General features: G+C 35.4%; 23 protein-coding genes. 12 read left to right on the top strand and 11 right to left on the bottom strand.

Annotation, left to right across the window (positions count from 1 at the left end; all coding sequences use genetic code 11):
* Window positions 1–2: 2 nt before the first annotated feature.
* Both RQM59_RS12250 and RQM59_RS12245 read right to left on the bottom strand, forming a co-directional pair.
* On the bottom strand, window positions 3–323 hold the full coding sequence (locus tag RQM59_RS12250) for a hypothetical protein (RefSeq protein WP_349242408.1): 321 nt from the start codon (window positions 321–323) through the stop codon (window positions 3–5).
* Window positions 324–362: 39 nt separating this feature from the next.
* Window positions 363–941 carry an RNA polymerase sigma factor gene (locus tag RQM59_RS12245; RefSeq protein ID WP_349242407.1) on the bottom strand — a complete coding sequence of 193 codons (579 nt, stop codon included), beginning with the start codon at window positions 939–941 and terminating at the stop codon, window positions 363–365.
* A gap of 107 nt (window positions 942–1048) precedes the next feature.
* On the opposite strand from RQM59_RS12245, the gene RQM59_RS12240 reads away from it, so the two are divergent.
* Genes RQM59_RS12240 through lipA form a run of 5 tightly spaced genes read left to right on the top strand, consistent with a single transcriptional unit; the run spans window position 1049 to window position 5053 of the window.
* A complete protein-coding gene (locus RQM59_RS12240) occupies window positions 1049–1255 on the top strand; it encodes a membrane or secreted protein (protein WP_349242406.1) in 207 nt (68 codons plus the stop codon).
* 8 nt (window positions 1256–1263) lie between these two features.
* Window positions 1264–2370 (top strand): glycosyltransferase, encoded by a 1107-nt coding sequence (locus RQM59_RS12235; RefSeq protein WP_349242405.1) that lies wholly within the window; start codon window positions 1264–1266, stop codon window positions 2368–2370.
* Window positions 2361–2924 carry an RNA polymerase sigma factor gene (locus tag RQM59_RS12230; RefSeq protein ID WP_349242404.1) on the top strand — a complete coding sequence of 188 codons (564 nt, stop codon included), beginning with the start codon at window positions 2361–2363 and terminating at the stop codon, window positions 2922–2924. The genes RQM59_RS12235 and RQM59_RS12230 overlap by 10 nt, the downstream gene beginning before the upstream one ends.
* Window positions 2921–4144, top strand: coding sequence for an Nramp family divalent metal transporter (locus RQM59_RS12225; RefSeq protein WP_349242403.1), 1224 nt, complete (start codon window positions 2921–2923; stop codon window positions 4142–4144). Before RQM59_RS12230 ends, RQM59_RS12225 begins: the two co-directional genes overlap by 4 nt.
* Before the next feature lie 42 nt (window positions 4145–4186).
* Entirely contained in the window at window positions 4187–5053 is an 867-nt protein-coding gene (gene lipA, locus RQM59_RS12220; RefSeq protein WP_349242402.1) for a lipoyl synthase, read from the top strand.
* A 290-nt stretch (window positions 5054–5343) separates the two neighbouring features.
* Here the strand turns inward: lipA and RQM59_RS12215 are convergent, their stop codons facing one another.
* Together RQM59_RS12215 and RQM59_RS12210 are read right to left on the bottom strand one after the other, a co-directional pair.
* Window positions 5344–6702 carry a pyridoxal-phosphate dependent enzyme gene (locus RQM59_RS12215; RefSeq protein ID WP_349242401.1) on the bottom strand — a complete coding sequence of 453 codons (1359 nt, stop codon included), beginning with the start codon at window positions 6700–6702 and terminating at the stop codon, window positions 5344–5346.
* A 22-nt stretch (window positions 6703–6724) separates the two neighbouring features.
* Window positions 6725–7960, bottom strand: coding sequence for an ABC transporter permease (locus RQM59_RS12210; protein WP_349242400.1), 1236 nt, complete (start codon window positions 7958–7960; stop codon window positions 6725–6727).
* 4 nt (window positions 7961–7964) lie between these two features.
* Between RQM59_RS12210 and RQM59_RS12205 the strand changes: the two genes are divergently transcribed.
* Entirely contained in the window at window positions 7965–9167 is a 1203-nt protein-coding gene (locus RQM59_RS12205; protein WP_349242399.1) for an exo-beta-N-acetylmuramidase NamZ family protein, read from the top strand.
* Here the strand turns inward: RQM59_RS12205 and RQM59_RS12200 are convergent.
* From RQM59_RS12200 to RQM59_RS12190, 3 genes are all read right to left on the bottom strand, one after another.
* Window positions 9153–9713, bottom strand: a complete 561-nt coding sequence (locus tag RQM59_RS12200) for a hypothetical protein (RefSeq protein WP_349242398.1) — start codon at window positions 9711–9713, stop codon at window positions 9153–9155. The two genes, RQM59_RS12205 and RQM59_RS12200, sit on opposite strands and share 15 nt — an antisense overlap.
* Window positions 9710–10546 (bottom strand): sterol desaturase family protein, encoded by an 837-nt coding sequence (locus RQM59_RS12195; protein ID WP_349242397.1) that lies wholly within the window; start codon window positions 10544–10546, stop codon window positions 9710–9712. The genes RQM59_RS12200 and RQM59_RS12195 overlap by 4 nt, the downstream gene beginning before the upstream one ends.
* A 110-nt stretch (window positions 10547–10656) precedes the next feature.
* Window positions 10657–11181 (bottom strand): YkgJ family cysteine cluster protein, encoded by a 525-nt coding sequence (locus RQM59_RS12190; RefSeq protein WP_349242396.1) that lies wholly within the window; start codon window positions 11179–11181, stop codon window positions 10657–10659.
* 88 nt (window positions 11182–11269) lie between these two features.
* Between RQM59_RS12190 and argS the strand changes: the two genes are divergently transcribed.
* On the top strand, window positions 11270–13045 hold the full coding sequence (argS, locus tag RQM59_RS12185; protein ID WP_349242395.1) for an arginine--tRNA ligase: 1776 nt from the start codon (window positions 11270–11272) through the stop codon (window positions 13043–13045).
* A gap of 26 nt (window positions 13046–13071) precedes the next feature.
* On the top strand, window positions 13072–14460 hold the full coding sequence (gene lpdA / locus RQM59_RS12180; RefSeq protein WP_349242394.1) for a dihydrolipoyl dehydrogenase: 1389 nt from the start codon (window positions 13072–13074) through the stop codon (window positions 14458–14460).
* Window positions 14461–14537: 77 nt separating this feature from the next.
* Here the strand turns inward: lpdA and RQM59_RS12175 are convergent, their stop codons facing one another.
* On the bottom strand, window positions 14538–15071 hold the full coding sequence (locus RQM59_RS12175) for a porin family protein (protein ID WP_349242393.1): 534 nt from the start codon (window positions 15069–15071) through the stop codon (window positions 14538–14540).
* 331 nt (window positions 15072–15402) lie between these two features.
* Between RQM59_RS12175 and RQM59_RS12170 the strand changes: the two genes are divergently transcribed.
* On the top strand, window positions 15403–16002 hold the full coding sequence (locus RQM59_RS12170) for a hypothetical protein (protein WP_349242392.1): 600 nt from the start codon (window positions 15403–15405) through the stop codon (window positions 16000–16002).
* A 151-nt stretch (window positions 16003–16153) separates the two neighbouring features.
* Here the strand turns inward: RQM59_RS12170 and rlmF are convergent, their stop codons facing one another.
* From rlmF to RQM59_RS12155, 3 genes are all read right to left on the bottom strand, one after another.
* On the bottom strand, window positions 16154–17026 hold the full coding sequence (rlmF, locus tag RQM59_RS12165) for a 23S rRNA (adenine(1618)-N(6))-methyltransferase RlmF (protein WP_349242391.1): 873 nt from the start codon (window positions 17024–17026) through the stop codon (window positions 16154–16156).
* Window positions 17026–18618, bottom strand: coding sequence for a bacillithiol biosynthesis cysteine-adding enzyme BshC (gene bshC / locus RQM59_RS12160; protein WP_349242390.1), 1593 nt, complete (start codon window positions 18616–18618; stop codon window positions 17026–17028). Before bshC ends, rlmF begins: the two co-directional genes overlap by 1 nt.
* 280 nt (window positions 18619–18898) lie before the next feature.
* The gene (locus tag RQM59_RS12155; RefSeq protein WP_349242389.1) at window positions 18899–19198 is read right to left on the bottom strand and encodes a GIY-YIG nuclease family protein; all 300 of its coding nucleotides are present in this window, start codon (window positions 19196–19198) and stop codon (window positions 18899–18901) included.
* 290 nt (window positions 19199–19488) lie between these two features.
* On the opposite strand from RQM59_RS12155, the gene RQM59_RS12150 reads away from it, so the two are divergent.
* The 3 genes from RQM59_RS12150 to RQM59_RS12140 all read left to right on the top strand — a co-directional run bounded on the left by RQM59_RS12150 (window position 19489) and on the right by RQM59_RS12140 (window position 23354).
* Window positions 19489–21984, top strand: a complete 2496-nt coding sequence (locus RQM59_RS12150) for a M14 family metallopeptidase (protein WP_349242388.1) — start codon at window positions 19489–19491, stop codon at window positions 21982–21984.
* Window positions 21985–22159: 175 nt separating this feature from the next.
* The gene (locus RQM59_RS12145; RefSeq protein WP_349242387.1) at window positions 22160–22729 is read left to right on the top strand and encodes a hypothetical protein; all 570 of its coding nucleotides are present in this window, start codon (window positions 22160–22162) and stop codon (window positions 22727–22729) included.
* The gene (locus RQM59_RS12140; RefSeq protein WP_349242386.1) at window positions 22722–23354 is read left to right on the top strand and encodes a hypothetical protein; all 633 of its coding nucleotides are present in this window, start codon (window positions 22722–22724) and stop codon (window positions 23352–23354) included. Before RQM59_RS12145 ends, RQM59_RS12140 begins: the two co-directional genes overlap by 8 nt.
* Window positions 23355–23506 lie beyond the last annotated feature (152 nt).

Here is a 23506-nt window from a genome sequence, read left to right as displayed (position 1 = left end):
GCTTAGTTTAAGATTTCGTTTGAATCTGAATAAATATTATAATCCTTAGCAAATTGCTCTATTCCTGAAACGTTGTTTTCTATAGTATTAGTATTCAACGTATGATAAATAACAATAGCATTTACTAGTAGAATAACAATCATAGCCGCTAATTGCAATTGCGCTGTAAACCATGGGATTGATTTTTCTTTTGAGTTCTTTTCATTCTCTATAAGGTCAAGAACCTTTGCAGAAAAACCAGTACTTGGTTTCACTTCTTGGATAGTATCTAACACATGTATTGTGTCTTCTATTTTGTCTTGAATATTGTATTTTTTTCTCATTTTATAATATTAGATGTAATAAAAAGTAAAAACTTGCGTTTAGGTTTCATTTTTGTAAAAATTTTCTAAACTCTGCTGCAGGTTCTTTTTTGCTCTAAACATAATCGATTCGACGGATGAAAGACTTTTTCCAGTAATCTCTACTATCTCCTGATAGCTCTTGCCATCAATTTTTGCCAATGTAAACACAATTCTCTGACTTTCAGGAAGTAAATTAATCGCTTTAAATATCGTTTCTGACTTCTCCTTATTTTCCATCAAAATTCCAGGATGTTTAAACTCTGTAAAAAAAGAGGTTTTGTCTAAAGGGATATCATTCCCAAAAATGGATTGCATAAACGCAAAACGTTTCTTGGCATTTTTCTTTCTAATAAACTCCAAACATTTATTCGTGGCAATTCTATAAATCCAAGTAGAGAGCTTTGCATTTCCTTTAAACTTTGAGATGGATCGAAAAACCTCTAAAAACACTTCCTGAGCAATATCTTCCGCGTCTTCTTTATTTGGAACAAAAGACAAACAGGTTGCAAATACCTTCTGCTCAAAATCTTTTAGAAGTTGAACATATGCAGATTGTTTTCCAGATTTTAACTCAGCTATGAATGTTGGGTCGGTCAATAGATAAGATGGTTAGTGTACCAAATTAAAAAAATCTTTTAATATCTAAGGATATTAAATAAGTAATTCTCAGATTATAATTATCTTTGTACTTCTAAACATTCAGTATGAAACTTGTTTTATTATCGATAGGATTGTTAGCTTTAGGAGTTGCCGGAATTGCTATTAAAATATGGGCTAAAAAGGATGGTGAATTTAGCGGGACTTGCGCAAGTCAAAACCCAATGCTAAATACTACGGGAGAGTCGTGTGGGTTCTGCGGAAAGACTCCAGATCAATTTGACACCTGTAATGAGCCTCAACATAATTCATAGTTTTTGAAATGATAATCACTGTGCTTTTCTACGTATTTGTAGCCGCAGCAATTATCCAAGTTCTCTATTATATAGCATTCTCTTCGTTTGCTCTTGCCAAATCTTCTGTAAAAAAAGAAAAGGAAAGCATTCCTGTTTCCGTAATTATCTGTGCAAAGAATGAAGCAGAAACTTTACAAAAAATGATTCCTGCCATTATTTCTCAGGAATATAGCAGGTTTGAAGTAGTGCTTATTAATGATGCCTCATCTGATAATACATTGGAGATTATGCAAGCTTTTGAGCAAGCACATCAACATGTAAAAGTGGTGAATGTAGATCACAATGAAGCTTTTTGGGGTAGTAAAAAATATGCACTTACTTTAGGAATCAAAGCTGCTTCTTATGAACATCTTTTGTTTACAGATGCGGATTGCCAGCCCATTTCTAATACTTGGATTACTGAAATGACTCATCAGTTTGACAAAACAACACAGTTGATACTCGGTTATGGAAGCTATAAAAGAGTAGCCAATTCTTTTACAAATTTACTCGTACGATATGAAACGCTTTTAACGGCCGTTCAGTACTTTAGTTATGCTTTATTAGGGAATCCTTATATGGGGGTTGGTAGAAATTTGGCCTATACCAAAACTGCATTTTTTAAAGTGAATGGTTTTGTAAAGCATTTACACGTGCGTTCTGGCGATGACGATCTATTTGTACAAGAAGTAGCTAGTAAGAAGAATACGGCCATTTCTTTCTCACAAAACAGTTTTACAGAATCTATTGCACCAAAAAATCTAAAAACGTGGTTTCGACAGAAGAGAAGACACACTTCGACAGCAAAACATTATCGCTTTCAACATCAATTTTTATTGGGGCTCTTTTTTATATCCAAGTTCTTATTTTTTGCTTTATTCACTGCGCTACTATTTTTCTTTGATTGGAAAGTACTGATGACTATTCTTGCTGGTTATTACCTTATTCAGTTTTTAGTGATTGGCTTTTCAGCAAAAAAATTAAGAGATGTAAAAGTAATCGCATTTCTTCCCTTCTTAGAAATAAGTTTACTTATTTTTCATTTTGCTATATTTATGGCAAATACTGTTTCAAAACCTGATCATTGGAAGTAACCAACGAAATTTTACAACAACATATTCGACAAGCAAAAGAAGGAAATCAAATTTCTTTTAATTTCCTGCTAGATCTTTTCTGGTCTGACGTATATGGTTATCAATTAAAAAGAATAAAAAATGAGAATGATGCAGAAGATGTAACTATTCAAGCATTTTCCAGAGCTTTTGATCGAATTGATTCGTATAATGAAAAATATACCTTCAAGACATGGTTGATTACCATTTCTAAGAATATTCATATTGATATGAGTAGGAAGAAAAAAACGTCTATTCGTGCCGAGCATTCCAATGGGCAGCATCAGGAAGCCTATCAAGTAGCAGATGACAACCCTACTCCTGAAGATAAAATTATCACGGAGCAAAATTTGGCAAAGCTTTTACGGGATATAAAACAATTAAAGCCCAAATACCAAGAAGTCATTCAACTACGTTATTTTCAAGAATTAAGCTATAAAGAGATCTCAGAGCAAATCGGAGAACCTATGAACAATGTAAAAGTGAAACTACTTCGTGCTAAAAAATTACTGGCTGAGATCATAAAAAAATCATGACAAAAAAATCCATCTTACGTTCTCTCGGGCCAGGGTTACTTTTTGCAGGTGCGGCAATTGGAGTATCGCATTTAGTGCAATCTACAAGAGCTGGAGCTAATTTTGGTTTCGGATTACTTTGGGCTTTATTAGTGGTTAACATTTTCAAGTATCCCTTTTTTCAATACGGACCAAGATACGCTGCAGCTACTGGTGAAACACTATTAGATGGTTATAAAAGGTTGGGCAAAGGTGTTTTGATTGCCTATTATATACTGAGTTTTGCTACCATGTTTACTATTCAAGCAGCGGTTACTATAGTTACCGCTGGATTGGCTGTAAATCTTTTTGGAATGACCAACGACCTTGTAGTATGGTCAGCAATCATTACTGGAGTGAGTATACTTATTTTAATAGTTGGAAGATATAAGCTCTTAGACAATTTAATGAAATACATCATTTTGATCTTAACGATTAGTACGATCATTGCTGTCGTAGTAGCGATCTCAAGCACACAGCAAACGTTTGATTTCGCCCAAATACTTCCTAGAGGTCCGACTGAAATTCTATTTCTGATTGCATTCTTAGGTTGGATGCCAGCGCCCTTGGATATTTCTATTTGGCATTCGCTTTGGTCTGTGGAAAAAGAAAAAACTACGTTCCAAAAAATACCTCCCAAACAGGCTATTTTCGATTTCAATATAGGGTATATAGGCACACTTTTTTTAGGAGTTTGTTTTGTTTTATTAGGGGCATTGGTAATGTTTAATTCTGGAGAAACTTTCTCTAGTTCGAGTGGTGCTTTTGCTGGTCAATTGATCAATTTGTATACAGAAAATCTTGGAGATTTTTCTTATATCTTTATTGCTGCTGCTGCCTTTACAACGATGTTCAGCACTACGATTACTACACTGGATGCCTCTCCTAGAGCCATGGCAAAAACTACGAGTTTATTATTTCAAAAAAATACTTTTTTTAAATATTGGTTCTGGATTCTATTGCTTGCAATTGGCACCTTTCTCATCTTAAAATATTTCCTGAACGACATGAAGCTCCTTGTTCAAATTGCTACTGTACTATCATTCTTGACAGCTCCGTTTTATGCTATTCTGAATTTTATACTCATCTCAGGTAAACATACACCAGAAGAACACCGACCCAATATTTATTTAAAAATATTAAGTTGGATAGGTATCGCTTTCTTAATTGGATTTAGTATTTGGTTTTTACTTAACGCTTAAGACTTTTCTTCGTAACTTTGCATTTGAATTAATTCATTATTGATGGCGAACGAAACTGCTGTACTTCCAAGAAAGAAAAAGCCCGAATGGCTTCGTGTAAAATTACCGGTTGGAAAGAAATATACTGAGCTAAGAGGATTGGTAGATAAATATAAGTTAAACACCATCTGTACCAGTGGTAGTTGCCCTAATATGGGTGAGTGCTGGGGAGAGGGTACGGCTACCTTTATGATCTTAGGAAATATTTGTACACGTTCTTGTGGTTTCTGTGGTGTAAAAACTGGTAGGCCAGAAACGGTTGAGTGGGACGAGCCCGAAAAAGTTGCACGCTCTATAAAAATCATGGGTATCAAACATGCCGTAATTACCTCTGTAGATAGAGATGATTTGAAGGATGGTGGATCCATTATTTGGGCAGAAACAGTAGACGCAATTAGAAGAGCAAATCCAAACACTACCTTAGAAACATTGATTCCAGATTTTCAGGGAAATGAAAAATTAATTGATCGCATTATAGATGTACATCCTGAAGTAGTTTCTCATAACATGGAAACTGTTCGTAGATTGACCCGTGAAGTGCGTATTCAAGCTAAATACGACCGTAGTCTCGGCGTATTAAAATATTTAAAAGAAAAAGGCATGAGAACCAAATCAGGGATCATGTTAGGTTTAGGAGAAACAGAAGAAGAAGTTATTCAAACCATGAAAGATCTTCGAGAAGTTGGTTTGGATGTGATTACCATAGGCCAATATTTACAGCCAAGTAAGAAACACTTACCAGTGAAAGAATTTATTACGCCAGCACAGTTTAAAAAGTACGAGACATTAGGACTAGAAATGGGCTTTATGTATGTTGAAAGTGGTGCTTTGGTTCGTTCTTCATATAAAGCACATAAGCACGCTAGGTAAGGTTTTATCAACTTCCTAATTTTATTGAGATTTCTTATGAATATTCGTAATCGAAAACGATTACATCTTAACATATTCTTAATAAAAACTCACCAAATGTTAAAAAAATATAAAAATCACATTTTTTTAACAAAAAAACATAAAATAATTCATTTTGGCACGATGCTTGTATTTAGGTAAGCAGAACAATAAATATTGTTTCATAGTGTAAATTATTTGAATTAGTTGATTAACAAAAGCCATCTCGAGAGAGATGGCTTTTGGATTTTATTTGGAATAATATTTAATGATTATATCGCATTAATAATATCATACTTAGTAATGATATGATGCTTACCATTTCCTAAATCAACTAATACTGCTTGATTATCTTTTGTAATCAGTTTTGATACTTTTTCAATGGATGTTGATTTTTCCACGATAGGATATGCATTCCCCATTACTTCTCTAATAGGTTTTTCTGCAATATTCTTATCTTCTAAATAATGCCTTAACAAAGCAGATTCATCTACAGAACCTACTAAACCATTCACATCCTCAACAGGGATTTGAGATATTTTATAATCTCTCATACGCTCAATAGCATGAGAAACCAATTCCTCCGTTTTAACGGTAAGTAATGGCTTGTCTATGTGTCCTTTTATAAGATCTTCTGCCGTAGTAACTTCATCCTCTAAGAATCCTCGATCTCGCATCCAATCATCATTAAACATCTTACCCACATACCTACTTCCATGATCATGGAATAATACCACCACTACATCATCTTTTGAAAATTCTTTTTTCAATTGAACCAATCCTTTGATGGCAGATCCAGCCGAATTCCCGACGAAGATCCCCTCCTCTTTTGCAATTCTTCTGGTATAGATAGCAGCGTCTTTATCCGTTACTTTTGTAAATCCATCGATCAAACTAAAATCTACATTTTCAGGTAAGATATCTTCTCCAATTCCTTCTGTGATATATGGATAGATCTCATTTTCATCAAAAACTCCAGTTTCATGGTACTTTTTAAATACTGAACCATAGGTATCTACTCCCCAGATCTTAATATCAGGGTTTTGCTCTTTCAAATATTTCGCGGTTCCAGAAATCGTTCCGCCTGTACCTACTCCAACCACAAAGTGTGTGATCTTTCCTTCTGTTTGTTTCCAAATTTCTGGTCCAGTTTGTTCGTAATGTGCTACAGCATTAGAAGGATTATCATATTGGTTAACATACCATGAGTTTGGGGTCTCTTTCCCTAACCTTTTAGATACCGAGTAATAAGATCTTGGATCGTCTGGTTCTACATTCGTTGGACACACTACTACTTCTGCTCCTACAGCTCTTAGGATGTCCATTTTTTCTTTCGATTGTTTATCAGAGATCACAAAGATGCATTTGTATCCTTTAACGATCGCTGCCAATGCAAGCCCCATTCCTGTGTTACCAGAAGTTCCTTCAATAATAGTTCCTCCAGGTTTTAATCGTCCATCTGCTTCAGCATCTTCAATCATTTTCAAAGCCATTCTATCCTTTACAGAATTCCCTGGGTTAAATGTTTCTACTTTAGCTAACACTAACGCATCTACTTCGTTAGTTACAGAATTTAGTTTTACTAAAGGTGTATTTCCAATAGTTTCTAATATATTTTTTGCGTACTCCATTGTTCAAATTTACGCGGCAAAATTACGCAAAACGAATGGATTTTGAAGGCTGAATTCTGGTAATAATATAGGAAGGTATTAACAGCATTAAAAAACATAGGATTAATGTACCTCCATTCAATAGCAGGATATCAAATAAATCAATATAAACTGGCATTACCGATACATAATAAGTCTCTGGGTTCAACGTAATTAATCCAAAATAATCCTGTAAAAAAATAATGGACAACCCGATTAAGTTACCCCAAAAAAGCCCTTTTAAGATCAAGTAGGACGCATTGTATAGAAAGACTTTTCGGATACTTGTATTCGTGCTTCCTAGAGACTTCAAAATCCCTACCATTTGCACTCTTTCTAAAATCAAAACCAATAAAGCCGTAATCATATTGATTCCTGCCACCAAGATCATAATGGCAATAATGAACCATACATTATTGTCAAATAATTCTATCCAATCAAAAATTGCAGGATAGGTATTTACAATAGAACTAGCACTTAAAGTTGGAGGAATTTCGCTATGAATAGCTTTTGTTTTATCTATTATCTGATCAAAGTCATCCAAAATAATTTCGAAACCGCCCACCTGATCCGCTTTCCATTTGTTCAATCGTTGTACTTCATATAAGTCTCCGATCATAATACTCTTATCGAACTCTAAAAACCCTGTATTGTATATTCCCTTGATAATATACTTTCTTGATGAGGGAAGTTTATTCTTGCTATCCTTAAAAAAAGTAGCTTGAATCGTATCATTCAACTGCAATTGTAATTTGTCTACCAGTGTTTTAGAAAGTAATATATCCCGTACTCTAGGCTGATCGTAATTGGGTAGTGTTCCTTCTATCAGGTATTCTTGAAAAAAAGACCAATCATAGTCTTGAGAAACCCCTTTAAAAATAATTCCTTCAAAATCAGTTTCTGTTTTTATCAGCCCAGCTCTATTTGCAAAAACCTGTACTTTTTTTATTCCATCAACATTGGGAATGGTTGGAAAGAAATATTGATTTTTAGAAATTGGAGTCAGTGCAATCCCTGAATTATTATCATTGAAATTTGTGATCTGAACATGTCCTTTAAAGCCAGACATTTTATCTCGGATCTTTCCTTGTAAACCTGCTCCAGTAGCTACGGCTATCAACATAATAATAATACCTAGCGAAATTGCTGTGATCGCTATTTTTATTATTGGTGATGAAATGCTATTTTTATACTCTTTGCCCGCAATAATGCGTTTTGCAATAAATAACTCGTAATTCAATGCTATGGTGTTAATTCCACGTAAAAGTACATATTTATTCTTGTTTTTGCTGATCTCTTTTCAGCTAAACGCGTGTGCGCAAAAGCCCGTAAATAATATAGGAATTAAAACGGGAGCAGATAAAACAGAACTCTACGTTTCTGCACTCAAAGGAAAGCGTATCGCAATAGTGGCAAATCAAACTTCAGTAATTACCAAAAAGTCGGGAGAAAAGAATACATACATTCATTTAGTAGATAGTTTACTTGCTTTAAACATAGACGTAAAGAAAGTATTTGCTCCAGAACATGGTTTTAGAGGAAAAGCAGATGCGGGGGAGATTGTAAAAGATGGTTCAGATACTAAAACTGGACTTCCCATTATCTCGCTATATGGTAAAAACAAAAAACCTAGTAAAGATCAGCTAAAAGGAATCGATCTAGTAGTATTCGATATTCAGGATGTAGGAGCTCGCTTTTATACCTATATTTCTAGCCTACACTATGTTATGGAAGCTTGTGCAGAGAGCAATATTCCTGTCATTCTCTTAGATAGACCGAATCCGAATGGACATTATATTGACGGCCCCGTTTTAGAAGAGAAACACAAGAGTTTTGTAGGTATGCACCCTGTTCCTATTGTTTACGGAATGACCATCGGAGAGTATGGAAACATGATCAATGGTGAAAAATGGTTAGCAAATGGAATACAATGCGATCTTACTGTCATTCCTTTACAAAACTATACACATCAATCTGAATATAGTTTACCTATAAAACCATCACCGAATTTACCTAACGACAAATCCATTAACCTCTACCCCAGTCTATGTTTTTTTGAAGGGACAAATGTAAACGCCGGTCGAGGCACAGCGTTGCAATTCCAAATATATGGATCACCCTACTTAGACCAAACAAATGGTTTTTCATATACACCTGTATCAAATGAAGGAGCAAAGTATCCTAAACATAAAGATAAAACATGCTACGGAGAGGATCTAGGCAGTACAAACCGACTTCATCAATTAGACCTATCCTGGTTGATCAAAGCACATGCTCAAAATAGCAAAGCACCTTTCTTTAATGCTTTCTTCGTAAAATTAGCAGGAACTTCAACTTTACAAGAACAAGTAACAAAAGGAGTATCAGAAAAAGAAATTAAAGAAAGTTGGAAAACGGAACTCACACATTTCAAGAAAATTCGAAGCAAGTATTTACGCTACGATTAAACCTGGAAAAATAGTTTTAAGATCTATCGTTTCTTCTTTTAAACCTACATCGTTATTCGTATTCTTATTGATAAGAATATCGATCATAGGACTTTTTGTAAAACGATACTGATATGTATGCGTATCGCTTCCTTCTAAAACCGAAAGTTTAGATTTCACAATAATTTGGTCTTTAGAAAACTGTGTTTCTTTTCCTTTAAAACCTTTCTTAAAAACGGACAACAATCCTTTCTTATTTGTTTCCGTATAATCGATCCCTGGGCTACCAAACGAAGTAGGCTTCGTGAATTGTAATGAATAAAAATAGGCGTTCTTACTAAACTCATTAAACCCACGCATCTTTGGATTGGAAAATCGATATGCGATCAAATCACTGGTTCGATAGAAATAAGAAACCGTTAATGACGTAGGTACCTCATCCGAAGATCGATAGGTTACCTCCTGTATCTCTCCTTTTATCTCATTAGAAACTATCTTGTAGTCATTTTTAGACACCATGATCTCTTCTATAAAGGTTTTCCAATTACTCGCTTTCTTTTGGCTCACAGTTCTTCTGAATTAGTCGGTTTCTTATATTTTTGAAAAGGTTGTTTAATCAGTTCCCAAAGATTACTATTGATCGCTTCATCTGGAAACGTATCTACTCCATACACAATCTTTTCTCTATCCAAGTACCTATAGGTTCCTAATAACCGATCCCAAATCGAAAATATATTTCCATAATTAGAATCTGTATACGGCAATAAGTTATGGTGATGGATTTTGTGCATGTCTGGAGATACAATAACATAACTCAAAGCCTTATCCACTTTCTTTGACATCTTCAAATTCGCATGTGTAAACTGAGTAAATACCAACGACATGGATTGATATAACATCACTATAGCAATGGGTGTTCCAACTATAAAAACCCCTAATAAAGTAAACGAGAATCGAATCATACTTTCCAAAGGATGATGTCTATTGGCAGTAGTGGTATCTACCTTATGATCTGTATGATGTACCAAATGGACCATCCACAAAGGTTTTACCTTATGCTCTACAAAATGTGCCAGATACGCTCCAAAAAAATCAAGAAACAGTACCCCTAAAATGATATATAACCACAATGGCATTTCTGGTAGCCAGTTGATGAGACCAAAATGATTCACTTCCACCCAGTCTGATGTTTTTAATAATAAAAAAGCTAATGAGAAATTAATAATTACAGTAGTCGCCGTAAAAAACAGGTTTGGTATGGCATGTTTCCATTTTTTGTAATTGAATTTGAACAAAGGCAGTGCCCCTTCCAATAACCAGAAAAATGTAATACCGCCAACTAGAATGATACTTCTATGTGCAGAAGGAATGTTTTCAAAATAATTGAATATTGTTTCCAAAGTGAATTAGTTTGCACTAAAGTAAGGAAAGTTTCACAAATGTGATTTCGAGTGAAACGAGAAATCTAACGTATTTAGTCATAGATTTCGAAATGACACATACATTATTCTTAGCTTCTCTTTACTTTTTTATTAAATTGTAAAGGCAATCGTTTTTTCAAATTCTCTACGATGTTATATGCCGCTGGACAAACAGTTGTATTTGTCAATGTCAGGTCTGTGATTTGAATAAACTTCCTACGGTTGGTATGCGGGTATTCGGCACATGCTTTAGGACGTACATCGTAAATAAAACAGGAATTATCGGATTCGTCCAAGAAAGCACATGGGGCCGTTTTTAACACCATAAAATCATCTGTATCTCTTTCCAGATACTGATCAACAAAATCACGTTCCTTCATGCGTAGATGCTTCGCAATACGCTGAATATCCTTTTCAATAAAAATAGGACTGGTAGTTTTACAGCAATTCCCACAAGAAAGACAATCAGTTTTCTCAAACTCCTTGTCGTGCAATTCTTTCATAACAACATCTAAATTCTTAGGCGTGCGCTTCTTAAGCATTTTAAAATATTTCCTATTCTCAGGTAACGCTTCTTGAGCCAATTTTGGTAATGCTGCCAATCGTTTTTCCATTTCGTAAAAGTACAATTAATTACACGCAAAATCATCCCTTCAAAAACAAATAAAATATGTAATTTTGCACTTCATTTTAATTGAATCCATGAATATTCAAACCCTGATTGAGGCTAAAGTAAAAGAAGGATTTTTATCCTTGTACGATGTAGAGATTCCAACTGTAGAATTTCAAGCGACACGTAAGGATTTTGAAGGAGACATTACTGTAGTTGTATTCCCTTTATTAAGATACAAGAAAGGGAACCCTGCACAGATCGGAGAAGATATTGGAGGATATTTGGTACAACATGTGAATGAGATCAAGGCGTTCAATGTAGTTAAGGGCTTCTTGAATTTAGTTATTGATGATAGCTTCTATGTGCACTTGTTCAGTAACATATATCAGGATGCTTCTTACGGTAGTGTTGCACAAGGTTCCGACGCTATTATGGTAGAATACTCATCACCTAATACAAATAAGCCTTTACATTTAGGACATGTTCGTAATAATCTATTAGGATATTCAGTTGCTGAGATCTTAAAAGCATCCGGGAAAAAAGTATACAAAACTCAGATCATCAATGATAGAGGAATTCATATTTGCAAGTCTATGTTGGCTTGGAAGAAATATGGGAATGGAGAAACTCCTGAATCTACAGGATTAAAAGGTGATAAATTAGTTGGAAATTATTACGTAAAATTCGATCAGGAGTACAAAAAAGAGATAGCCCAATTGATTGCTTCGGGTACTTCTGAAGAAGATGCCAAAAAACAAGCGCCATTATTGCTCGAAGCTCAAGATATGCTTCGTCAATGGGAATCTGGAGATGAAGAAACGGTGGCTTTATGGAAAATGATGAACGGTTGGGTATATGACGGGTTTGATATCACCTACAAAAATATGGGAGTAGATTTTGATACCCTGTATTATGAAAGTGATACCTACTTGTTGGGAAAAGATGTGATTGCAGAAGGATTGACCAAAGGCGTGTTCTTTAAAAAAGAAGACGGTTCTGTTTGGTGTGATCTTACGGATGAAGGTCTAGACGAGAAATTAGTTTTACGTTCAGATGGTACGGCTGTATATATGACACAGGATATCGGAACTGCGATTCAACGTGTAAAGGACTATTCGGACATCAACGGAATGGTATATACTGTCGGAAATGAGCAAGATTATCACTTTAAAGTATTGTTCTTGATCCTTAAAAAATTAGGTTTCTCCTGGGCAGCACAACTCTATCATTTAAGTTATGGAATGGTAGATCTTCCTTCAGGAAAAATGAAATCCAGAGAAGGAACTGTAGTCGATGCTGATGATTTGATGGTTGAAATGGCAAATACGGCAAAAGCTATTTCTCAGGAATTAGGAAAATTAGAAGGCTATTCCGATACTGAAAAAGAAGAACTCTATCGTATTATTGGATTGGGCGCCTTAAAGTACTTTATCCTAAAGGTAGATCCGAAGAAACGTATTCTGTTTGACCCGAAAGAATCTGTAGATTTTCAAGGGAATACAGGTCCGTTTATTCAATATACCTACGCGAGAATACAATCGATTTTGAGAAAAGCAGACTTTGAACATGCTGATATTTCGATCTCTGAAATCGACTTGCACAGTAAAGAAAAAGAGCTTGTAAAACAACTAGCCTTATATCCAGAGGTAGTGCAACAAGCAGCCTCAAACTTCTCGCCTGCCTTAATTGCAAATTACACCTATGATTTGGTAAAAGAATTCAATTCTTTTTACCAAAATGTGTCTATCTTAGGCGAGGAAAACGAAACAAAGAAAATATTCAGAGTACAGCTATCCAACAAAGTAGCTGATACTATAAAAAATGCATTCTTGTTATTAGGAATTCAGGTTCCGGAGAGAATGTAAGTATAAATTAGAAAAAACAACTAGATATGAAATATGACGTAATTGTAGTAGGTAGCGGACCTGGAGGGTACGTAACTGCTATTAGAGCATCTCAATTAGGACTTAAAACCGCTGTAGTTGAAAAAGAGAACTTAGGTGGTGTATGTTTAAACTGGGGATGTATTCCAACCAAAGCTTTACTAAAAAGTGCTCAGGTATATGATTATTTAAAGCACGTAGATGCATATGGTTTAAAAGCCGAAGCAATTGATAAAGATTTTGAGGCCGTGATCAAAAGAAGTCGTGGTGTTGCAGATGGAATGAGCAAAGGTGTACAGTTCTTAATGAAGAAGAACAAGATCGATGTTATTGAAGGTTTCGGAAAAGTAAAAACAGGAAAGAAAGTAGACGTTACTGCTGCTGATGGAAAAGTTACTGAATACAGTGCAGATCATATTATCATTGCAACAGGAGCACGCTCTAGAGAATTACCAAACTTACCACAAGATGGTAAGAAAGTAATCGGGTATAGAGAAGCTATGAGCTTACCAACACAACCTAAATCTATGATTGTTGTAGGTTCTGGAGCGATTGGTGTTGAGTTTGCACATTTCTACAACGCTATGGGAACAGAAGTAACCATTGTAGAATACTTACCAAACCTAGTGCCTTTAGAAGATAAAGACGTTTCTAAACAATTTGAACGTTCTTTTAAAAAGGCTGGTATTAAAGTAATGACCAACTCAGCTGTTGAGTCCGTTGACACTTCTGGGAAAACGGTAAAAGCTACCGTAAAAACCAAAAAAGGTGAAGAGATCTTAGAAGCAGATGTTGTATTATCAGCAGTAGGAATTAAAACAAATATTGAGAATATCGGTTTAGAGGATGTCGGAATTATTACAGACAGAGATAAGATCTTAGTAAATGATTGGTATCAAACCAACATTCCAGGATACTATGCAATTGGAGATGTGGTTCATGGACCGGCATTGGCGCACGTTGCTTCTGCAGAAGGAATTACCTGTGTAGAGAAAATTGCGGGAATCCACACGGAAGCGATCGATTATGGAAACATCCCAGGATGTACCTATGCAAGTCCAGAAATTGCATCCGTTGGACTAACGGAAGCGCAAGCAAAGGAGCAAGGATACGAGCTAAAAGTAGGTAAATTCCCATTCTCTGCCTCTGGAAAAGCAAAAGCAGCTGGAACTCCAGACGGTTTTGTAAAAGTGATCTTCGATGCGAAATATGGGGAGTGGTTAGGTTGCCATATGATAGGAGCTGGTGTAACTGATATGATTGCTGAAGCCGTTTTAGGTAGAAAATTAGAGACTACAGGACACGAAGTGTTAAAGGCAATTCATCCGCACCCAACTATGAGTGAAGCGGTAATGGAAGCCGTTGCAGATGCTTACGATGAAGTAATACACTTATAATGTAAATGTCACCTTGAGCGCAGTCGAAAGGTCTTATGAATAAAAAAAAACCTCGCAAATTGCGAGGTTTTTTTTTATTAAAATCGATAGCCTACACCCACTAGAAAGGTGTTCATTCGGACTGACTGATTTAGATCCGTTTGCCTTTTAGGATTGTGAATGTATCTCGCAAATAGATACCATCTTTCAGATAGATCGTACTGAAGTCCGATATTAAATGCAAAATTTCCTGGCTTTTGAGAATAGATGGGGTCGCTATAATTGTCTTTGTAAGATGCATTCAACTGCACACCGGCATAGACACTTAATTTTTCACCCAATTTGTACTTTAAAAATAACGGGAACTCCACCGTGTTAAATCCAGAACCCTGTGTTTTGGTATGAAGGATCTCCAACTGTAGCGAAAATTTTTCAGAGAGTTTTCGCTCTACAAAAAAGCCTCCGTACAAATTAAGACCATTGAAATTGTATGGAGATGATGTAAAAAAATCTTGTTTAAACCCTCCAGTTATTCCGAAGTAAGTTTTTTTTGATTCCCATGTTGTAGGTTCTTGCGCGTTTACGGTAAAACAAAGCAATAAGACTATTGCCATAAACGATAATCGTTTCATAATTAATTGGTTTTTAAATTAGTATAACCAAAACTAGAGAAGTGTTCTGTTAAACTTTCTCAACGAAACAATAATGAAAACCAAAGAGTTCGTTAATTATTCCTGAATTTTGTTAATTAACTTTAGAATACTACTCAATTTAAAGGGTATGGAAATAAAAGCAACTCACCCGTACCCAACGATGAGTGAAGCGGTTGCAGATGCTTATGACGAGGTAATACACTTATAGTCAAAAACTTAGTAAACACAAGGGCCGAAATGTATGTTTCGGCTTTTTTTATGGCACCATTTTTGGTTCTTCCAAGGCTAACATTTTAAAACATTATAAACTATGAAAAAAATTACAGTATGCATGTTCTTATTAGCAACTGCATTTGGAATGAACGCTCAGGAAAAAGAAAATCAAAAAGAAGTAGGTATTCAATTTAGCAGCCTCAATAGTTTCGGGCTCACCTACAAGTCAGGAACTTCAAAAAGTCTATGGAGATATAATGTTCTTACTGCTGGTGTTGGTAGTATCGATAATGATTTTGAGAATAACAATTTTGATCAACGTCATGATTCTTTCAACATTTCTGCAAGTATTGGTAAAGAGTATCGTAAAAAGATCGCTACGAACTTAGAGTTTAGATCTGGTTTTGATCTTAGTTTTGGCTACAGTTCTTACAAGACCGAGAATGGTCCAACAATCTTAAATAACTTCTATCAGAAAAGACAGGCATATTCACCAGGTATTAATGCCGTTATTGGTTTGAACTATGTGATCAATGATAAACTTGTGATTGGAGCCGAAATCTTACCGAATATTCAGTACTCTTTTGGAGAAGTAGAGAGGTTGGATAGCGGTGTTATCTATAAAGGAGATCTAAGAGAATGGAACTTTGGATTAAACAGTAACTCGGCAAGGTTAACCGTTGCCTATCGTTTTTAATTTTTGGCACCATTCTTGGTGTTAACAAAACTTTAACACGAAAACCAACTAAGTACAACCGTTGTAAAAACTAGTACTAAAGTGGTGGGAAGTTTGTTTGAAAAAGAAAACAACCTATTCACAATTTAAAACCGGAGCCTAGCTTCGGTTTTTACTTTTGAAACGACCAAGCCACAATACGCGTAACCTTATTCCCTTGTTGCATTGGAATAACCTTAAAAGATGTAACTCCTAGCTTCGCAGCTGACTTTTCAAGACTTTCTACATTCTCTTTTTTCGAGACTAAACTTGTAAACCACACACACACCTCTTTATGCAGCGAACTCTGATATAAATAGTTGTGTAAAAAAGCCTTTTCACCACCAGGATACCATAACTCGTTACTATTTCCAGAAAAATTTCGAACCGCATTTGTACCCAAGTTTCGAGTTTTCCTTCGATTGGCACCTCTTGCCTCTTCAGCAGACGCATAAAAAGGAGGATTACACATCGCTGCCGTAAAAGAATCGTCTGCTTCTAAAATATCATTTAAAATGTTCTGCTCATCAAACTGCTGGCGTAATGTGATCTTCGCATCCAGATCATTGTCATCAATTATATCCTGTGCATAGTCCAACGAATCTAATTCAATATCGATCGCTAAGAAATTCCAATCATACACCTTTGCACCCAATAATGGATAAATACAAGTAGCACCAGTACCAATATCTAATATCGTTACTTCTTTTTCTGCTGAGATATCTTTGATCAGATCATTCAAATGATGAATATAATCTACTCTACCCGGAATGGGCGGACACAGGTTTTCTTCAGGAAAGACCCAATCCACAATTCCATAGTGCTTTTTTAATAGTGCTGTATTCAATGCTCTTACCGCCTTAGGGTCAGAGAAATCGACAGAAAGGTTTCCATATTTGTTCTTTAAGGTATACTCTTGTAATGATGGGTAGTCACGTATCAAGCCTTCAAGGTCATATCCATTCCTATGGATATTGCTAGGATGTAATCCAGATTTTGTTTTCATTATAATTCCAGTACTGTAAATTCTAACTGCAAAGGTTGTAGTGCAGTTTTTAACGCTTCTATAAACGCAGGTCCGTATTCTACATAGAACTCTGAAAAGTTGCGTTGACGCTCCTCTAAGCTTTGGTTGGGTAACAATTGATCTTGCAAAGCGGTAATTCTCGAAATCAGATCGTGCTGCTTCCTTTTCTCTGCCCGTAACAATCGATGTTCTAAATTCTCTAATCCTTTCGTTTGCTTTCGTTCTTGAGCATCTACAGCTCCTACAAAAGAAACATCCGTTTCATTCGCCACCCTTCGCAATGCTAAAAATTGCTGATTCAACAATTCTTTTGCGTCTGCAAAACTAAACTGGATATCCGAGTTTTCTGTTACTTTTTTAGCCAGTAACTCGTTTTGTTTCAAGAACAGTTCTTCCAAAGAAATGTTCAATCCATTTAATTTCTTCTGTTGTTTTTCAGAGATCACCTGAACAGAGTTTCGTAACAACAAGATAGGGAAAGGAATGTTCACCTTTTCAAAATATCCCTTCAGCTCTAACCAATATGCCTGCTCACCTCCACCTCCAACATAGCAGAGATTTGGTAAGATCACTTCCTGATATAATGGGCGCATAATCACATTCGGACTAAATCGTTCCGGGTGTGTTGCTAATTCTTTCTGTATTTCTTTTTCTGAAAAAGAGATCTCGGTATCATTAACAACATATTGACCCTCTTCTTTTATGATCCGTTCTCTCAGTGTATCGGTAAGGTAAAATAAATTGATCTCCCGCGGGTTTACTTGTACTTTATATGACTTTTCTAATTCCGAAATGGTAGTAGATACCGCGGTATATGAATGCTGATGCTCCAATTCTTCCTGCACATAAGGTGCAAACGAACGCTTTAACTCCACATCATCACCATCAACAATTACTAAACCATACGTTGCAAATAGTTCATTGGCAATATACCGAGTAGCTTCAGCCAAATTATTATGCTCCAAATACCCTTTTCTAAAAAGCTCTTTTAGGTACTCCGCATTTCTGGTCGTTCCCAATTGTTTCGAAAAAGCAGCAAATACCTTCTCTAATCCATCGGTGGTAAATCTACCAACGGGTCCGCCATCTGCTCTATTCCATTGTACTTTCTTTCCTCTAAAGTTAAAATAATTGATCTCTTCAAAATCATGATCTTCAGTCGCCATCCAGTACACAGGAACAAAATTGTTCTTCGGGAACTTTTCTTTCAGCTCCTCACTCAAGTTTATGACGCATAATATCTTATATAAAAAATACAACGGTCCAGTAAATAGGTTTAGCTGGTGCCCTGTAGTAATGGTAAATGTATTTTCATTTTGAAGTGCTTCAATGTTTTCTAAAGTCCCTTCAGATGCTGCTACATTACCATATTGTTCCTTTAAAGCTTTTACGAGAATCATTCTGGACTCTGCTTGAAATGATCCTTTTTTTTCTTCAATCTGTTTCGCAAATCCATCTATACCTGGAAACTGATGATAGTATGATTGAATATCTGGATGTTGGTCCAAATAGTCGATCATAGTTTTAGAAAAGAAGCCTGTTTTTTGAAAGGGTATGTGCGTAACTTTCATATTAGGAAACGCATTTTTTGGTTAGAAAACAACACTCAGGTTCGGAACTCGACGTCATAAATTAAATTTTGATAAAAATACTAAAATTTGATGAGGAAAAAATCAGTGGTCAAGACGCTAACAAATTTTTAACGAATTGCCCTAGTCATTCCGATAGCGTATAACGATGAGGAACCTATAGTAGTACAAACCGGAGATTTCTCAATCGTTTCTATGAAACTCATTTCGAAATGACAAAGGAGTCATTCCGACAGAGTGTAACGACGAGGAATCTAAAACATCAAAATACTTCATTATTCAAAAACTCCCAATTAGGGTTAAATTTCGATATCAATTTATTCTTCTTCTCCCTTCTCCATCGCTTTATTTCTTTTTCTCTGTCAATAGCAGACTGAGCATTTTCAAAACCCTCATAGTACACTAGATAATAACAATTATATTTTCCAGCAAAGGACTTCTTATTATTTTGGCTATCAAAATAATGTTGCGAAATTCTTCTCTGTACGTCATTTGTAACTCCTATATACAAAACAGTCTTACGAACATTGGTTAATATGTATACGAAATGTGAATAGAGCAATTTTTCTTTTTCTCAAATATAAGGATTTCTCACATTCGTTCGAAATGACAGATTACGTCATTCCGACAGAGTACAGCGACGAGGAATCTCTTTTTTGAATTTGAGATTTCTCAATCACTTCATTGCATGAAGCTCATTTCGAAATGACGAAAGGAGTCATTCCGACAGAGCGCAGCGACGAGGAATCTAAATTCTACAGACCTCTCCGCATTATATTCATTCGAAATGACAAGTTAACTCATACTTCTTTAAATAAATCCTTATTTTTGGTCATCATCAAAATTTCATACATGAAGATCAGAATTTTATCCCTCGTATTTTTGCTAGTCAGCACTACCCTATTTTCTCAAACCATTCAATCTCCTGAAGCGTTTTTAGGATATAAGGTCGGAACACAATTCACAAGACATCATAAAGTAGTTGACTATTTTACCTATGTCAGCAATACCTTATCGAATGTCGAATTGGAAAAGTACGGAGAGACCAATGAGCATAGACCCTTGTATGTTGCTTACTTATCCTCACAAAAGAATATGGACAATCTGGAGAACATCCGATTAAACAATCTTACACAAACAGGGATGAAGAAAAATGGCAATACAACCAATGATATTGCTATTGTTTGGTTGAGTTATAATGTTCATGGAAACGAAGCTTCCAGTACAGAAGCATCTATGCAAACCTTGTATGAATTAGTAACGACAAAAAAAGCCTATTTAGAAAATACAGTAGTGATCATCGATCCATGTATCAATCCTGATGGACGAGATCGTTATGTAAACTGGTTTAACCAGGTAAAAAGCACGCCTTATAATGCTACACAAGATGCAAAAGAGCACCGTGAACCATGGCCAGGCGGAAGACCAAATCATTATTTATTTGATCTAAACAGAGATTGGGCCTGGGCAACGCAAGTAGAGTCTTCACAAAGATTAGGGGTTTATAATAAATGGTTACCACATATTCATGTCGATTTTCATGAGCAGTTCATTAACAACCCTTATTATTTTGCACCAGCTGCAGAACCTTTCCATGAGATCATTACGGATTGGCAACGCGATTTTCAGACACAGATTGGGAAGAATCATGCAAAGTATTTCGATCAAAATGGATGGCTGTATTTTACCAAAGAGAGTTTTGACCTTTTATATCCAAGTTATGGAGATACCTACCCTACCTATATGGGAGCCATTGGTATGACCTACGAACAAGCCGGACATGGAATGGCTGGACTAGGTATTGATACAGATCATGGGTATGAATTGACCTTAGTAGATCGTGTAGCACATCATAAAACTACGGGATTATCGACTGTTGAAATAGCATCTAAAAATGCGACAAAACTAAATGCTGAGTTTAAGAAATTCTTTGATAACAGAGGATTACTCTATAAGAGTTATGTATTAAAAAATGAAAACAAGGATAAAACTCAACGTTTGATCGACTTATTGGACAAACATGAAATCAATTATGAATACTCTAAAAAAGGGCAAGTAAGAGGGTATAATTATGCTACACAACGGGATGGAAGAATGAATGTTTCTGACAATGATCTGGTAGTACACTCAGATCAACCTAAAGGAAAAATGGTAAAAGTATTGTTCGAGCCAAATGCTAAACTAGCAGACTCACTAACCTACGATATTACAGCATGGTCCATTCCATATGCACACGGATTCAAGGCCATTGCTTCTAAAACGAAAGTGAGTTCTGCAAAAAAGGTAAACACCCATGTGGTATCTAATACCGCAGACAGATCCTCGTATGCATATCTAAGCAAATGGAACAGTTTGGAAGATGCAACCTTCTTAGCACAGACACTTGATGCTGGAATTCGAGTTCGTTTTTCTGAAAAGCCATTTACAGTAGAAGGTAATGCATACGATCGAGGTACTTTGATCATCTTGCGAAATGACAATAAAAAGAATACAAACTTCGATGACAAACTTGTTGCGTTAGCCAATAAATATGGGAGGAAATTAACCCCAGTACAAACAGGGTTTGTAAGCAAAGGGGTCGATTTTGGTTCCTATAGTGTGAATCCGATCAACAAGCAAAAGATTGCGGTATTATCTGGAAAAGGAACCTCTTCCTTAAGTTTTGGAGAGATCTGGCATTTCTTTGAAACTCAGTTAAAATACCCATTGACTATTTTAGATACCGATTATTTTGGCAATGTGAATTTAGACAACTACGACGTCCTGATCATTCCAAATGGATATTATGGACGTGTACTGGACTCTACGCAATTGAAGCGCGTTAAAGACTTTACCCGTTCAGGCGGAACCGTTATTGCCATCGGAAACGCCTTGCGAAGTTTTGCAAATAAAAAAGGATTCGCACTAAAAACCAAGAAAGCGAAAAAAGACAAAAAAGAAACACCAAAGGCCAACTTAACACCTTATGCAGATCAAGAACGTGCAGGATCTGTAAACATGATTACAGGAGCTGTATTTGAAAGCAAGGTAGATAATACACACCCATTGGCATTTGGGTATGAAAACACGTATTTCTCCTTGAAATTAGGGAGCAGGTCGTACGACTTTTTAAAGAATGGTGGTAATGTAGCCTACTTTACGAAGGATGCGACTAATGTATCTGGATTTGCAGGTAAAAAAGCCTTGAAGAATATTCCAGAATCCTTATTTATCGGAGAAGAGCGCTCGGGAAGCGGAAGTATCATTTATATGGTAGACAATCCATTATTCAGATCATTTTGGGATAACGGGAAGTTGTTCTTTGTCAATGCCTTGTTCTTTAGAAACTCGGATGAGATAAAGCGATAGTACTTGTCATTCCGACGGAGTATAACGACGAGGAATCTCCTTTTTTAATTGGAGATTTCTCAATCGTTTCATTACATGAAACTCATTTCGAAATGACAAAAGGAGTCATTCCGACAGAGTGCAACGACGAGGAATCTCCGTGTGTTTTTTTTATATTTGAAAAAAATAAATTATTATGAATAAGAACCTAATTTCTAAAAGAGGATATTTCCTTTTAGCATTTCTAGTTATTTTTCTTCTTGCATATTATTTTTTTGCGGAGGAAAAAGACGGTTTATTATTAATGATTTTTATAGGTTCAATTTGCATAGTTTCCATCTCTGAATTTATAAAGTCTCAAAAGCTATTAGGTAGTGATAAGGTTGCCTTTATAAATAAAAGCATGTACAAAACGGGAATGTTTTTGATTCCCTTTTTTCTACTAACACTATATAAAGATTTTTCGGATAACTATACACTTATTGCTTTTTTACTTGGGCTTTTAACCGCATTATTACATTATATTACACATAGAAGAAAAATCATTGTATTTCACCCTGATAAGATTGAAGATTTCAATGATTCAATTGACAAAGATTTAAGCCGTGTTACCTCATTCAATGTATATGAGAACAATGTAGAAATCATATTCAATAACACTGAAATTCTTCAAATAAATAAACATGAGTTATCATTACCAAACTGGGAAGTTTTTACAGAACGTATGATAGCTTATAAAAAGAATGTGGAAGAATACAATGGATGAAATTAAAGTTTTTAAAAACATTGTTCTAATTGGACTCTATTTTTTAGGTTTTTATTTGCTATACAACTATGTTTTTGATCGATCTATTGATGCTTGGGGGTTATTTATCATTCCTGTTGGAACAAGTATCTTTGGACTAATCTCGAAATATGTTTCTATTATAGAGAAGCGAAAAGAAAAAGGGTTTGTTGTATTAAAAAGAAACGGTTTAGACTATAACGATTTTAATGGTTCTATTCTTTCTATCTTAATTATTCTTTACTTAGAACATTACTTGTTCTATTGGTTAATTCCTTTTTTATTAATTGATCTTATCTTAATTTATACTATTAAGAAAAGTCAAATATATTACTTTGATGAATGGAGTATAAAGGATCTATGCGAGCAAAAAAATAACATAAAAAGAAATGATATTCGCTCTTTTATTTTACATCCCAATAAGTTGGAAGTCTCTTATATGGAAGAAGATGAGGACGAAGATGACGAAGGTTTGAAAAAATTATTTATCAGAAGATATGATATAGTATCACCTAATAGCTGGCATCAGTTCGAAAAAATAATGCAGGAGTTTGAACTAAAAACTCTCGAAAAAGAGACAGATGTCATTTCGAATGAAACGGAGTGAATATGAGAAATCTGCTTAAAGAGTATGAGATTTCTCAATCGTTTCATTACATGAAACTCATTTCGAAATGACAAAAGGAGTCATTCCGACAGAGCGAAGCGACGAGGAATCTCCTTTTAAAATTTGAGATTTCTCGCTTACCCTGGAAATGA

It is taken from the genome of Asprobacillus argus (assembly GCF_032248395.1).
In the GTDB taxonomy this organism is placed as follows: Bacteria; Bacteroidota; Bacteroidia; order Flavobacteriales; family Flavobacteriaceae; genus Polaribacter; species Polaribacter argus.
This window is presented reverse-complemented; position numbering and strand designations above follow the sequence as displayed.